Source organism: Jannaschia pohangensis (assembly GCF_900113875.1).
GTDB classification, from domain to species: domain Bacteria; phylum Pseudomonadota; class Alphaproteobacteria; order Rhodobacterales; family Rhodobacteraceae; genus Jannaschia; species Jannaschia pohangensis.
Window position 1 is genome coordinate 544672 of the sequence record NZ_FORA01000002.1, and the last position, 13604, is coordinate 558275.

General features: G+C 62.1%; 17 protein-coding genes. 10 read left to right on the top strand and 7 right to left on the bottom strand.

The genetic code is table 11. The features are described from left to right. Positions 1 to 20: 20 nt before the first annotated feature. Genes BM002_RS09730 through BM002_RS09740 form a run of 3 tightly spaced genes read left to right on the top strand, consistent with a single transcriptional unit; the run spans position 21 to position 3051 of the window. Positions 21 to 902, top strand: coding sequence for an ABC transporter permease (locus BM002_RS09730; RefSeq protein WP_092779910.1), 882 nt, complete (start codon positions 21 to 23; stop codon positions 900 to 902). Further along, entirely contained in the window at positions 899 to 1705 is an 807-nt protein-coding gene (locus BM002_RS09735) for an ABC transporter permease (protein ID WP_092779912.1), read from the top strand. Before BM002_RS09730 ends, BM002_RS09735 begins: the two co-directional genes overlap by 4 nt. Then, positions 1702 to 3051, top strand: coding sequence for a glutamine synthetase family protein (locus BM002_RS09740; RefSeq protein WP_092779914.1), 1350 nt, complete (start codon positions 1702 to 1704; stop codon positions 3049 to 3051). Before BM002_RS09735 ends, BM002_RS09740 begins: the two co-directional genes overlap by 4 nt. Positions 3052 to 3061: 10 nt before the next feature. On the opposite strand, the gene BM002_RS09745 is transcribed toward BM002_RS09740, so the two are convergent. Continuing rightward, positions 3062 to 3499: a CAP domain-containing protein gene (locus BM002_RS09745; RefSeq protein WP_092779916.1), complete on the bottom strand. Its 438-nt coding sequence runs from the start codon at positions 3497 to 3499 to the stop codon at positions 3062 to 3064. Positions 3500 to 3631: 132 nt separating this feature from the next. Between BM002_RS09745 and BM002_RS09750 the strand changes: the two genes are divergently transcribed. Genes BM002_RS09750 through BM002_RS09760 form a run of 3 tightly spaced genes read left to right on the top strand, consistent with a single transcriptional unit; the run spans position 3632 to position 6949 of the window. Then, complete coding sequence (locus tag BM002_RS09750) at positions 3632 to 4330, top strand: type 1 glutamine amidotransferase (protein ID WP_092779918.1); 699 nt, start codon at positions 3632 to 3634, stop codon at positions 4328 to 4330. Next, positions 4317 to 5678, top strand: a complete 1362-nt coding sequence (locus BM002_RS09755) for a glutamine synthetase family protein (RefSeq protein WP_092779920.1) — start codon at positions 4317 to 4319, stop codon at positions 5676 to 5678. The genes BM002_RS09750 and BM002_RS09755 overlap by 14 nt, the downstream gene beginning before the upstream one ends. Next, a complete protein-coding gene (locus tag BM002_RS09760; protein WP_092779922.1) occupies positions 5675 to 6949 on the top strand; it encodes an NAD(P)/FAD-dependent oxidoreductase in 1275 nt (424 codons plus the stop codon). The genes BM002_RS09755 and BM002_RS09760 overlap by 4 nt, the downstream gene beginning before the upstream one ends. A gap of 64 nt (positions 6950 to 7013) precedes the next feature. Here BM002_RS09760 and BM002_RS09765 read toward each other — a convergent pair whose 3' ends face one another. The 3 genes from BM002_RS09765 to thyX form a co-directional block, all read right to left on the bottom strand. Beyond that, the gene (locus BM002_RS09765; protein ID WP_092779924.1) at positions 7014 to 7178 is read right to left on the bottom strand and encodes a DUF1328 domain-containing protein; all 165 of its coding nucleotides are present in this window, start codon (positions 7176 to 7178) and stop codon (positions 7014 to 7016) included. 310 nt (positions 7179 to 7488) lie between these two features. Continuing rightward, positions 7489 to 8655, bottom strand: a complete 1167-nt coding sequence (locus BM002_RS09775) for a DUF4062 domain-containing protein (protein WP_245749226.1) — start codon at positions 8653 to 8655, stop codon at positions 7489 to 7491. A 22-nt stretch (positions 8656 to 8677) separates the two neighbouring features. Then, positions 8678 to 9592 (bottom strand): FAD-dependent thymidylate synthase, encoded by a 915-nt coding sequence (gene thyX, locus BM002_RS09780; RefSeq protein WP_092779930.1) that lies wholly within the window; start codon positions 9590 to 9592, stop codon positions 8678 to 8680. A gap of 162 nt (positions 9593 to 9754) precedes the next feature. Between thyX and BM002_RS09785 the strand changes: the two genes are divergently transcribed. From BM002_RS09785 to BM002_RS19700, 3 genes are all read left to right on the top strand, one after another. Continuing rightward, entirely contained in the window at positions 9755 to 10090 is a 336-nt protein-coding gene (locus BM002_RS09785; protein WP_092779932.1) for a hypothetical protein, read from the top strand. Between the two features lie 72 nt (positions 10091 to 10162). Further along, positions 10163 to 10597 (top strand): VOC family protein, encoded by a 435-nt coding sequence (locus BM002_RS09790; RefSeq protein WP_092779934.1) that lies wholly within the window; start codon positions 10163 to 10165, stop codon positions 10595 to 10597. An 89-nt stretch (positions 10598 to 10686) separates the two neighbouring features. Beyond that, on the top strand, positions 10687 to 11214 hold the full coding sequence (locus BM002_RS19700; protein WP_342707312.1) for a Flp family type IVb pilin: 528 nt from the start codon (positions 10687 to 10689) through the stop codon (positions 11212 to 11214). Positions 11215 to 11227: 13 nt separating this feature from the next. Here the strand turns inward: BM002_RS19700 and BM002_RS09800 are convergent, their stop codons facing one another. Beyond that, positions 11228 to 11581 (bottom strand): Mth938-like domain-containing protein, encoded by a 354-nt coding sequence (locus BM002_RS09800; RefSeq protein WP_092779935.1) that lies wholly within the window; start codon positions 11579 to 11581, stop codon positions 11228 to 11230. A 146-nt stretch (positions 11582 to 11727) separates the two neighbouring features. Here BM002_RS09800 and BM002_RS09805 point away from each other — a divergent pair, with 146 nt between their 5' ends. Next, positions 11728 to 11910, top strand: a complete 183-nt coding sequence (locus BM002_RS09805; RefSeq protein WP_092779937.1) for a hypothetical protein — start codon at positions 11728 to 11730, stop codon at positions 11908 to 11910. Between the two features lies 1 nt (position 11911). Here BM002_RS09805 and BM002_RS09810 read toward each other — a convergent pair whose 3' ends face one another. Together BM002_RS09810 and secF are read right to left on the bottom strand one after the other, a co-directional pair. Then, entirely contained in the window at positions 11912 to 12646 is a 735-nt protein-coding gene (locus BM002_RS09810) for a sulfite exporter TauE/SafE family protein (RefSeq protein ID WP_092779939.1), read from the bottom strand. Continuing rightward, positions 12639 to 13604, bottom strand: coding sequence for a protein translocase subunit SecF (gene secF, locus BM002_RS09815; protein WP_092779941.1), 966 nt, complete (start codon positions 13602 to 13604; stop codon positions 12639 to 12641). The genes BM002_RS09810 and secF overlap by 8 nt, the downstream gene beginning before the upstream one ends.

A 13604-nucleotide genomic window follows, 5' to 3' on the forward strand; every position in this document is an offset into this window, starting at 1 on the left:
GTTCGGCGGGGGGATATGTGATGTTCGCCTGCGCCGCCCCCGATACCCTTTCCGGCCTTCACTGGCTTGCCTGCTACCTGACCACTGGCAAGCACCTGGCGTTTTACGGCGCGTTCGGAACCGTGCTGCTCCTTCTGGCCATAACCGCGCCCACGGCCATGGCCTTCGGCTTTGGCGGCGCGATGGCCGCGCGGTCGCGGGTGGCGCCACTGCGGTGGTTCGGCAAGATCTATATCGCGATTGTGCGCGGCGTGCCCGACATCGCGTTCTTCCTGTTCTTCGTCATCGCCCTCGACCAAGGCATCGAATACCTGCGCCACAAGGTGAAATGCCCCGATTGGGACGCGCCCATCCGGCAGGGCAGCGACTTTCTGGTCTGCGCCCAGGCCAAGATGCCGCTCGGGTCATCGCCGCAGTGGGTGCATGAAACCTATGGCTTCGCTCTGGCGGTTCTGACGTTCGCGATCGTCTTCGGCGCCTTCGCCGCCAATATCCTGTTTGGCGCGATTCGGGCCGTGCCCCGCGCCCAGGTGGAGACCGCCGAGGCCTACGGGATGAGCCCGCGCAAGACGTTCTGGCGGATCATCGTGCCGCAGATGTGGGTCTACGCCCTGCCCGGCCTCGGAAACCTGTGGATGGTCCTGATCAAGTCGACGCCCCTGCTCTTCCTTCTGGGGGTCGAGGATATCGTCTATTGGGCGCGCGAACTGGGCGCGGCCAAGACGCCGCGCTTTTCGGACTATCCGCATCCCGACTGGCGGATGTGGTATTTCCTGGCGCTCCTGGTCTTCTACCTGGCCTTCACCCGCGTCTCCGAGATCGTCATCGCGCGCCTGTCGCGCCGGTTGAGCCTGGGTCAGGCCACGACAGCCGGCGAAGCCCTGCGAAAGGCCGGCGCATGAGCTGCGCTGCGACCATCGCAGACTATGGCCTGCGCTCGCTCGGCTATGGCGAGCGTCTGCTGCCAAGGGGCGATTTCACGCTCTGCCAGCAATTCACGCTGATCGGGTCGGGGATGATCTGGAACGTCTACTTCGGCGTTCTGGCCTTCGTCGTCGGCTTCACGCTCGCCACCCTGCTGGCGGTCGGCAAGGCGTCGGCCAACCCGCTGTTCCGCAAGCCGGCGGAATGGTTCATCTTCGTGTTCCGCGGCTCACCGCTCTTCATCCAGTTCTTCTTCGGATACTTCCTGTTTTTGTCGCTCAAGCAGGTCGCCCCCGTCTTCGACCCCCTGTCGTCGGCCTGGGCCGGGGCCTTCGTGGTGCTGTTCCTGAACACAGCCGCCTATTCCGGTGAGATCTTCTATGGCGCGTTGCAGACCGTTCCCAAGGGCGAGAGCGAGGCCGCGTCGGCCTATGGCATGACCGGCTGGCGTCGGTTTCGGCGGATCACATGGCCAACCATGCTGCGCCTCGCCTGGCCCGCCTATACGAACGAAGCCATCTTTCTGTTCCACGCCACGACGCTCGTGTTCTTTTCCGGGTTTCCGGCCGTGCAGCAAAAAGGCGATGCGCTCTATTATGCGTCCTATTTTGCGGACAAGACCTTCAATCCCTTCGTGCCCTACCCGATCCTGGCAGGGTATTTCATCCTTCTGACGCTCTGCATCATCGGACTCATGGGGCTGGTAAACCGCCGCCTGAACCGGCACCTGCCAGAGGGCGCAATCCGCCGACCGCGACTTCTGGGACAAATGATAAGATGAACGCCGACAAAACCGCCAACTGGCTTCAGGCGAACCCTGATATCACATCCGTCCGGGTTGCCGGTTGCGACCTGAACGCCCAGGCCCGCGGCAAGCGGTTCCCGCGCCGCTTCGCCCACAAGCTCGAGGTGGAGGGGACGCGGTTTCCGTTTTCGGTCCTGAACCTCGACATCTGGGGCGAGGATATCGAGAACAGCCCCCTGGTCTTCGACAGCGGGGATGCCGACGGTCTGCTGCGCCCGACCGAGAGGGGCTTTGTCCCGATGCCCTGGCTGGCTACGCCGACGGCGCTGCTGCCGGTGTGGATGTATCATCAGGACGGCCGCCCCTATGCGGGCGATCCGCGCCATGCCCTGGCTTCGGTGCTGGCGCGCTATGCCAAGCGCGGGCTGACCCCGGTGGTCGCGACCGAGATGGAATTCTATCTGGTGGATGACAGCATGCGGCAGTTGCGCGTGCCCAAATCGCCCAACTCCGGAAAGCGGCGTCCCGGGGCCCAGACCCTTTCGATGCGGGCACTGGACGGCTTCGACAAGTTTTTCACCGAGCTTTACGATGCCTGCGAGGCGATGGATATCCCGGCCAATTCCGCCATCTCCGAAGCCGGAATCGGCCAGTTCGAGGTCGACCTTGCCCATCAGCCGGATGCGCTGAAGGCGGCGGACGACGCGTGGTTCTTCAAGCTGCTGTTGCAGGGGCAGGCGCGAATGCATGGCTTCGCGGCCAGTTTCATGGCAAAACCCTATCCCGAATACGCGGGCAACGGGATGCACGTGCATTTCTCGCTGCTCGACAAGGCCGGCAGGAACGTCTTCGACGACGGCACGGCGCATGGCTCGGACATGTTGCGCCATGCGGTCACCGGTCTGATGAAGGCGGCACCTGCCTCGACCCTGATCTTCGCGCCACATCTCAACAGCTATGACCGGCTGGTCCCGGGCGCGCACGCGCCGACCGGCTTGGGATGGGCCTATGAGAACCGGACGGCGGCGATCCGCATTCCGGCATCCCCCCCCGTCGCGCGCCGGATCGAACACCGGATCTCGGGCGGAGATGTGAACCCCTATCTGTTGCTGGCCGTCATTCTGGGCGCGGCACTGGCCGGGATCGAGGACGAGGTCGAACCGACCGATCCGATCACCGGGAACGCCTATGCCCAGGACCTGCCCCGAATCCCCACATCCTGGAGCGAGGCCATCGACCGGTTCGAGACCGACCGCTGGACCCCGCGCCTCCTGCCCGCCCAGTTGATCGAGAACATGCTGCTGACCAAGCGGCAGGAGTTGCGCGACATCGAAGAGCTTTCGGAAGAAGAGCGGATCGACCTCTACCTCGATACCGTGTGACGGCGCGGGCTCAGCAGGGCCCGGCAAGGACCATGGCCCACCAGAGCCGACCATTCCGGTCGCGGACGGCGGCCACCGCCCCGTCGGTCATCCGCCCGTTCAGGATATTCTGCCGATGCCCGTCCGAGCCCATCCAGCTGCGCGTGACCGCAGCCGACGTGCGTTGACCGGCGGCGACATTTTCCGCGCCATAGCAGCCCTGGTACCCGGTCGCGCGGATCCGGTCCCCGAAGGAAGACCCACCCGGTCCGACATGGCCGATCCGCCCCTCGCGGGCCATGAAGGTCGCCTGAACCTCTGCCGCGGCGGCCAGACGCGGATCGTGGCGCAAGGCCGACAGGCCGACGCGCGCCCGCTCCCGCGAGGCGAGGTCAAGGGCATCGGCCATGGGTGCGGCGTCGACCGGCAGGGCCGCCAGCAGCATCAGGACAAGAACACGCAAAAACATCCGGACCTATCCAACACTCATATCCGCGCCACCCCTAGGCATTTTTTCTCAACATCCGCTTAACGTCTCCCATCTTGCGGCGGCCTGCGCCGCGCCGTAGCCTGCAGGCGCAATCAATCCCGCAAGGTTCCCATGAAAATCGGCATTCTCCAGGCCGGCCATACGGCCGAAGACCTGCGCCCCACCCGGGGCGATTTCGACGCGATGTTCCAACGACTGCTTGGTGGCCACGGCTTTGATTTCGTCGCCTATGACGTCGAGAACATGACATTTCCCGACAATGTTCATGACGCCGATGGCTGGCTGATCACCGGATCGCGCCACGGCGTCTATGAGGATCACGCCTTCATCCCCCCGCTCGAAGACTTCGTCCGACAGGTCCACGAGGCGGATGTCCCGCTGGTTGGCATCTGCTTCGGGCATCAGATCATCGCGAAGGCCCTGGGCGGACAGGTCGAGAAGTTCGACAAGGGATGGGCCATCGGGCGCCATGATTACGATATGCCCGACGGCACCCGCATGGCCTTGAACGCCTGGCACCAGGATCAGGTGCTGGTCGCGCCCGAAGGCGCCACCTGCCTTGCCAGCAGCCCGTTCTGCACGAACGCCATGCTGAGCTATGGGCACAAGGCCTTTACCGTTCAGCCACATCCGGAGTTCGACGGACCACTGATCCACGATATGATCCAGATGCGGCGCGGCACCGGCACGTACCCCGACGACCTGATGCAGAGCGCATTGTCAGACGTCGACCGCGCCAACGACAGCGACCGGATGGCCCGGATGATCGCGAATTTCTTTTTGACAAGGCAGACCGATGTCCACGCATGACTGGGTCGAAAAGGCCCCCGACCACGTTGCCGCCTACCTGAGTGAACGGCGATTGGACGAAGTGGAATGCATTGTCGCCGACCTTTCGGGCATTGCCCGGGGCAAGGCGATGCCGGCGGCGAAATTCGCCACGCAGACGCATTTCTACCTGCCCAACTCGATCTTCCAGCAGACGATCACCGGCGAATGGGCCGACGATGGCGACAGCGATTTCCTGGAACCCGACATGGTCCTGAAGCCGGATTTCAGCACCGCCTGTGCTGCGCCCTGGACCGCCGACTGGACCATGCAGATCATCCACGACATGTTCGACCAGCAGGGAGAGCCGATGCCCGTCGCACCGCGCAACGTGCTCAAGCGGGTCCTGGGGCTCTATGAGGCGCGGGGGTGGAAGCCCGTGGTCGCGCCCGAGATGGAATTCTACCTGGTCGCCCGAAACGTCGACCCGTCCAAACCGGTCGAGCCGCCGATGGGTCGTTCGGGGCGTCGCGCCGCCGCGCGGCAGGCCTATTCCATGTCGGCCGTCGACGAATACGGGCCAGTCATCGACGATATCTACGATTTCGCCGAAGCCATGGGGCTGGAGATCGACGGCATCCTCCAGGAAGGCGGCGCAGGCCAGGTGGAAATGAACCTGCGCCACGGCGACCCCGTCAAGCTGGCCGACGAAATCTTTTATTTCAAACGGATGATCCGCGAAGCCGCGCTGCGTCACGACTGCTATGCGACCTTCATGGCCAAGCCCATTCAGGACGAACCCGGATCGGCCATGCACATCCACCACTCGGTGATCGACAAGGCCACGGGGCAGAACATCTTCGTGAAGGATGACGGGACCGAAACACAGGAGTTCCTGCATTTCATCGGCGGGATGCAGCGGCACATGCCGTCGGTCATCGCTTTGCTGGCCCCCTATGTGAACTCCTATCGTCGCTACGTCCGGGACTTCGCCGCGCCGATCAACCTGGAGTGGGGCCGCGACAACCGCACCACGGGCCTGCGCGTGCCTGTGTCGGAACCCGCCGCCAAACGCGTCGAGAACCGGATCGCAGGGATGGACTGCAACCCCTACCTCGCCATCGCCGCCTCACTCGCCTGCGGCTACCTCGGTCTGGTCAACAAGCTGGACCCGGCCGCGCAATTCACCGGCGACGCCTATGACAGCGCCGACGGCATTCCGCGCGACCTGACCTCCGCGCTCGACCTGTTCGAGGCGGCAACCGAGATCCAGGAGGTGCTGCATCCGCATTTCGCCTCCATCTATACGGCGGTCAAACGGATGGAGGTAAACGCCTTCCTGCAAGTCATCTCACCTTGGGAGCGGGAGCATCTTCTGCTGAACGTATGACCAGCTGGCTGCATGCCAACGGCGACCGGGGCGTCTGGCCGGGCACCTGGTATCGCGACGGCGTGACCCTGCCCGACCCCTTCACGCCGCTGCGCGGACATGTGACAGCAGATCTCTGCGTCATCGGGGCCGGGATCACCGGCCTGTCGGCGGCGCTTCTTGCCGCGCGGGCGGGCCGGTCGGTCATCGTGCTCGAGGCGCAGCGGGTCGGATGGGGGGCGTCGGGGCGCAACGGCGGGCAATTGGGCAGCGGCTTCAACTGGTCGCAACGCAAACTCGCGGCGAAACTGGGGGATGACGCGGCCCGCGCCCTCTGGGATCTGGCGGAGGAGGCCAAGGCCGACGCCCGGGGCTTCATGGACGGGGCCGGGTATCGCCCCGGGATCATCTCTGCCTGCCTCACGGCCGAGGAATACGCGGGCGCGCAGGCCGAGGCCGCATGGATGTCCACCCATTATGGCACCGACACCGAACCTCTCGACGCCGACGCGATGCGGGGCGCGACCGGGTCCGCGATCTATGCGGGCGGCGTGCTCGACCGGTCGGCGGGGGCCTGCAATCCGCTGGCCTATACGCTCAACCTGATGCGGGCTTGCGTCGAGGCTGGCGTCACCATCCACGAGATGTCGGAGGTCCACCGCCTGACCGGCACCAAGGTCGCAACAGCGGCGGGCACGGTCAGCGCGCGGCACGTGGTGCAGGCGACGAACGGCTATTCCCCATGGCTCACCACCAAGACGGCGGCGCGCGTCCTGCCCATCAACAACTACATCGCCGTGACCGAGCCGCTGCCCGATTTCCCGCACCGCGCGGCCTTTGCAGTGGCCGACAGCCGCTTTGTCGTGAACTACTACTGGTGGACCGATGATGCCCGGCTGATCTTCGGCGGCGGCGAAAGCTATGGGCGGCGCTTCCCCTCGGACATCCGGGCCAAGGTCCGCGCCAATCTGGCCCGAGTCTATCCGGACCTGGCCGATGTCACCCTGTCCCACGCCTGGGGCGGGACGCTGGCCGTCACCGCAACCCGCCTGCCTTACGTCGCCGAAGTCGCGCCGGGGGTGTTTTCCGCCGGGGGGTATTCCGGCCATGGGCTGGCCCTCGCTGGCCTCTTCGGGAAGGTCTGCGCCGAGGCGACCCTGGGCGAGCGGTCCCGTTTCGACCTGCTCCGCACCCTGCCGGTGCCGTCCCTTCCGGGGGGCCGCTGGCTTGGCGGGCTGGCGACCAATGCGGGCATGGCCTTCGCGGCGCTGAGCGACCGTTTCAAGGGCTGACCCCTGACACGCAAACGGCCCGCACCGAGATCGGGGCGGGCCGTGCGTTGCGATATGTGGTCCGTCAGACCTTGCGCACGAGGCGCATCACAAGGCTGACGACGAACAGCACGATGAAGATGAAGAACAGGATCTGCGCGATCCCCGCCGACGCCCCGGCGATGCCGCCGAAGCCAAAAATACCGGCGATGAGTGCGATGATGAAAAATGCAATGGCCCAACCGAGCATGGTCTCTCTCCTATCATGGGGCGCCGATGTGTGGCGCGATCGGAGGGATAACTTTCGAGGTGGGGGATTGGTTCCGTTGGGGGGTATCGGGCATAGCGGCAGGAACAGGTCCGTTGGGCGGTATCTCATCGGGCGGTATCTATTGGAGATAACCTTTCCCGAGGCCGTCGCGGGGGATCGGTCGCGCTTCGCTCTGCTGCGGGCGCTGCCCGTGCCTGCGTTGCCGGGCGGCCGGTTGTTCGGACCATGGATGGCGCAGGTGGGGATGCTGGCCGGGGCGGTGCGAGATCGGGTTTGAAATTCGGAATACTCAGTCACTCTGAAGGTTTCTGAATTCATCAATTGATGATGAAACCGTTAAAATAGTCCGATCCATGAAAATAACAAAATCCTTCAGAATCGCAGAATATATCTGCCCGCCATACGTTAACCTTGGCAACTCGTCGGAAATTGTGAGAGCTTCAAGCATCTGGCCCTCAGCAAGATTGACAGCTTCTTTGACAGATACAAGAGCTCCAAGGAAACCATCCATAGCTGCCAAAACATCTGCCATTTCATCCGCCTTCAAGTTCTTGCTTGCACTCAAGATAAGCGCCGCTCGTTGAAAAAGAGAAAACGCTTCGGATACACTTTCCTCCATTTCACCTGAAATCTCTGGAAACTCGACGATCTGCCGTTCTAACATTTTAAGAAGAGCTTCAAAAGATTTTGCAACTTGAGTAGTGCTCTTATTTTTTCCAGAACTTACCCTCGAAGCTTCTCTATTGAATTTGATAATAGATTTTGAAAATACCTCGGTTAGTGAACTAAGTTTATTGAAGCCGGCAGTATGTCGATCAAATGATTTCACTGCTTGAATTATCAAATATTGTGCAGCTATTCCGTCGCTCCTTGCCATCAAGGAAGATAGGTTCGGTGAGTCTTGGGAGTCCTTGGTTAGCGCCGTCGGCTCGATTTCGGCGACCCCAATAGATGCGCTGTAGGCAGACGCAATCTGCTGTGAATCAGCCGAAAGAGCCATTCTCACAACTGACGAAAACGCTGTGAGGTCTTCGAACTCTCTGTAGAATATACCCCTCACCCCAATGGATCTCTTAAATTCGAGAACCTTCTCATATTGCTTAATGTCAATCGATCGAAGTTCTACGTTACCAACCGAAAAGTAGAACTGAACCTTCGGACCTTGGCCGTCTTCTCTCAATCGGATGGCATCTTCAAACTCTTCCTCTGTCCCGGAACCGTAAAGGCCGGTATCACTTCCGAAGTACTGCCCCATGACGCCAAGATAGATATCATAATCTCCAACCTGATCCGTAATAACTTGCTGTGAACGCTCGGCCATGCCTGGGTAAGTGTGGCTTTCCCACAAAATTGGCTCCAAACGAAAACCAGCCCTTACACCGATATCTCTACTTACTTCCGAACAGACTTGCTTAACAATGTCTCGTTCCGCACCAAGATTTCCGGGCGAAGACACAAAGACTCGAATGTTCAGAAATTCAGCTAGCAATTTTTACAACCCCCATAAACTCCCGCCATTCCCCCTTGCTCATGCCGGAGGTCTCCTGCGTGACATCCTCACCCGCGAGCATCCGACGCAAACACTCGATGCCCTTCCCGGACAGTTGCGCACCCCCAAGGCGGTAGTCTTCGAAGGCACCATACGACAGCGGCACCCAGTCCTTAACGATTTCGCAAATCTTCTCGGCGTAGACACGAATTTCCATCTGGGCGTGGGCGTCGGCGCGCAGGCGGAGGAAGTGAAACAGGTTGTGGAGGTCCACTTTCCAGTACCACTGGGTATAGATGTTCGCGGGCAGGTTCATGCGGGCGAGTTCGCGGGCAAGGCCCTGTTGCCCGTCCTGGCTGATCATCGCCTCATAGTGGTCATAGGCCGTGTCGCTGTCGGAGCGGAGCCAGTCGAGGACGCGCTGCGCCTCCTCGCCCTGCAACGCCTCGCCGCGGCCCTGGTTGTTGACGACCGATTGCGCGGCCAGATCTTCGGGCGCGGGGATGTAGAATTCCCGGTCCAGGATCGAATAGCGCGCGGAGTATTCGTTCACGTTGGCCGTCCGGTGGCGGATCCATTGACGCGCGACGAAGACGGGCAGTTTGACGTGCAGCTTGATCTCGCACATCTCGAACGGTGTCGAATGCCAATGCCGCATGAGATAGCGGATCAGCCCCTCGTCGTTGGACACCGCCTTGGTGCCCCGCCCATAGGACACGCGCGCCGCCTGGGTGATCGCGGAATCGTCGCCCATGTAGTCGATGACCCGGACAAATCCGTGATCCAGCACCGGATGCGCTGTGTAAAGATGCGCCTCCATTCCCGGAACGGTGGCGCGGCGCGTGGTATGCGTCTCGGCCCGCTGTTCGTCGATTTCGGCCTGCTGGTCTGCGGTTACGGGCATGCTCGGTCCTTCCCCCTGGCGATTCCCGCATAGATAGCTTGGCCGTCGCCTTCGGGGAACCTGTCGCGGCACACCGCGCGCCGCAGGGTAGGGTATTCCCTACTTACCTGACGCGGCGGAAAGGGCGAGTTTGGGACAGTTCCCATGTCCCGAGTGTGTCCCATGATTCAGAGCCTTCCCAACGTCGCCATCGTCGCGCTACTGCTTGTCACCGGGGGCGGATACGCCTTGGCCACCGTGGGCATGAAGATGGCAAGCGGGGCGATGTCGACCCCGGCGGTCGCCGCGATCCTGGCGGGCCTGATCGTCGCCGTCCTTGCAGAGCTGGTCCTGTTGCGGAACGCCGAATTGCCGGTGGTCTATCTGGCCATCGTGGTGTTCGAGACGCTGCTGGTCCTGGGCTATGCCGCGATCGTCGGGGGCGCGTTGACGCCGTTGCAGGTCATGGGCGCGGTCCTGGTGCTTGGCGGCTTTGCCCTGGTGACCGGCCAGAGCTGACGCCGGGCTGGACCCCGGGGCACCGGACGCTAGAATCAGATCACCTGCAATTGCCGCCCCCGGAGGACGCACATGCCCATCACCTATCTGCACACCATGGTCCGCGTGAAGGATCTGGACGCGTCAATCGCCTTCTACAAGCTTCTGGGTCTGGTCGAGCGTCGGCGCAGCGAAAACGAGAAAGGCCGCTTCACGCTGGTCTTTATGTGCCCGCCCGAACAGGCCAATGGCCATGCGGATGTGGAGCTGACGTACAACTGGGACGGCGACGACGGATTGCCATCGGACAGTCGTCATTTCGGCCATCTGGCCTATACTGTTGATGACATTTACGCCACGTGCCAGTCGCTGATGGATGCGGGCGTGACGATCAACCGGCCGCCGCGCGACGGGCACATGGCCTTCGTCCGCTCGCCCGACAACATCTCCATTGAACTTTTGCAGGCCGGCGGTGCCAAACCGGCCCAGGAACCCTGGGCCAGCATGGAGAATACAGGTCACTGGTGACCCGGTCCGCAACTTTTCCCGAAAGGGGCATAATTTTGCTCATTTCTGGCGGCATGAATGGGAAACCTGCCAAGCAATGAGTCTGCGTCATGAAGAAGTTTTCCATGCCCGCCACCGTGAGCCGTTTTGTCGCGTCGGAAGACGGCGCTGTGACAGTCGACTGGGTCGTACTCGCGGCCGCTTTGACAAGTCTCGGCGTCCTTGTCGCGCTTGCGGTATCTGACGGGGTCGAGAACCTTTCGGGTGACCTGAGCGACAGTTTGGCTGACCGCCAGATCGCTGTCGAATTCACGCGTTCGAACGGTGGCATCAGCGACGCGCAAATGGCAGCGCAAGGTTTTGCCGGGGGGGCCCTCGGCTTCAATGGAGACACGGGTTCCTTGAGCGACGCAGAACTGGATGCGCTCTCCGGCTGGGTAAACGATGTCCGCATCGGCGTCAGCGCTGCCTCGCCCAGTGAGCGGGAAGAGTTCGCGTCCCTGGACCGGGCAGTCAACGATGCCTACGTCGACCGCGCCCGTGTGCGTCCCACAGGAAACGACTATAATTCCAGTGATCTCGCGTCTGCAGGGGATAGACTTGATCTCGACGCCGCGAGGACAGCCGCGTCAGGGTGAGCCCGCGACGGCGTTATACCGGCAAGACGGCGGCGGCCACACGCCGACCTTCCCCGACTAGCACGTTATAGGTCCGGCAGGCTGCGGGCGTGTTCATCACCTCCAGCCCCATACCGGCCCCCTCGACTGCGTCCCGCAATGCGCCAGGCACATGCGCGATTTCGGCACCGGTGCCCACGAACACCACATCGACATCCCCAGACAGCGCGACCAGAGACGCGACGTCGTCATAGCCGCGCCAGGACGACAGGCCCTTGGGGTGCAGCAACGTCGCCCCCTCGACGATTTCACCGCCGATTCGAAAGAATCCCGGGCCGTAGCCATCAAATGGCCTTAGATCATCGAACGTCGTCTCTGTGAGTTTCATCTTTGTCCTCCAATGCTGCGGAATTAGCGTCTTTGGCGCTGATTTGTAGCCTGAAATACGACAAAATCGGGAATTTCCGACCAGATTTCGAACACATTCTTGCGGCAAAATCGCCTTAATAAAGCAACAAATGGTGGGCGTTTGTGATGTTGAAGAGTGATTTCCTCCAGTCGGAATCCGGTGCGATCACCGTGGACTGGGTTGTTCTGACGGCGGCGATTGTCGCCCTTGGTTTCGCAGTCAACGATACTGTTGCGGGCGGGGTGGAAAAACTGACGCGCGATGTGTCGACCTTCCTGGCCAATATCGAGATCTCGACCGAGTTCTGATCTACCAAAGCGGCACGGCGGCCACGGCCGCCGCCGCGATCAGGCTGTAAGCCGCGATACGGTACATCCGTTCGCGGTCAGGCCGGAACAGTTTGGCACCGACCATATTCGCCAAGAGATACGGGACGATCAACGCGATCCCGAGCCAGACCGGCTCGGCCGTCAGGCGCCCGCTTGCCCAGAGGGCTGCGCCGAAGATCACGTCCCACAACACCAGAAACAGCATGATGTTCGCACGGACTACGGCGGCAGGCAGCGGCGCGGCCATATAGGCCAGGATGACAGGCGGGCCCGGCAGCCCGGCGACACCGCCGAGGAAGCCCGCCATTCCGCCAATCGCCGCGACCCGTGGCGATGTCATCCGACCCGACCACCGCCAACCCGATGCCATCAGGATCACCGTAACAAGGCACAGTCCCGAAACCATCCAGCGAAACCCGGCATCCCCGAGGTGACCGAGCACGAAAAGCGCCGGGACCAGCGCCAGCGCCGCAGCCCCCGCCAAGAGACCCACTTCGCGCGGCCGCCCGTCACGCAGGGCACGGGGCACATTGGGCAGCGGGCCAACCAGATCCATCAGGGTCAAGGTGACCAGAACCCAGATCGGCGGCAACGACAGCGACGCCAGCGGAACATAGATCAGCGCCGTGCCAAAGCCGGAAAACCCCCGGACCAGACCTGCAACAATGGCCACGCAGGCGACCCAGATCAGGTCGCCCGCAGGCAGGTCAGGCATCTATGTCGGCGAATTGCGTGCCCGCGTCTGACGGTTTCTTCGGATCACGGTCCACACCCAGCATCAGGACGATATTCTTGGCCACATAGACCGACGAATAGGTGCCCACGATCACGCCCCAGAGAATGGCGAAGACGAACCCGCGGATCACGTCGCCCCCCAGAACCAGCAGGGCGATCAGCGCGATCAGCGTCGTGCCCGAAGTCATCAGGGTGCGGCTGAGTGTTTCGTTGACCGAGATGTTCATTACATCGATCAGCGGCGTCTTCTTGAACTTGATCAGGTTCTCGCGAAGCCGGTCGAAAATCACCACCGTATCGTTGATCGAATAGCCGATGATCGTCAGCAGGGCCGCAATCGTCGCCAATTCGAACCGGATCTGCAGCAGACTGAAAATGCCGATCGTCAGGATCACATCGTGGATCAGGGCGGCGATGGCGCCGACCGAGAACTGCCATTCGAAGCGCAGCCAGATGTAGAACAGGATCGCGATCAGCGATGCCGACACGGCCAGAAGGGCCGTGGTGATCAATTCGCCCGATACCTTGGGCCCGACGGATTCGATGGACGGGAAGGTGATCGACGGATCGAGGACCTGAAGCGCCGCCTCGACCGCCGTGATGGTTTCGGGGGTCACCGACTCTGCGCCGTCCTGGGCCTGGATCCGGATCTGTGCGACGTTTTCGTCTGGCCCGAAGGTCGGATCGAACACCTCGGTAATCGACACATCGCCCAGTCCAAGCGGGGTCAGCGCATCCCGGTAAGCGCCTACATCGACGGATTGGGTGCTCTCGGTTCGGATGGTGGTACCGCCGAGGAAGTCGATGCCGAAGTTCAGACCGACCGAAAGCCAAATGATGAGCGAGGCAATCACCGCGACGACAGAGGCACCGAAGGTATAGTGCCGCCACCGCATGAAATCCCAATTGGTCTGATCGGGGACGAGTCTCATGCGCAT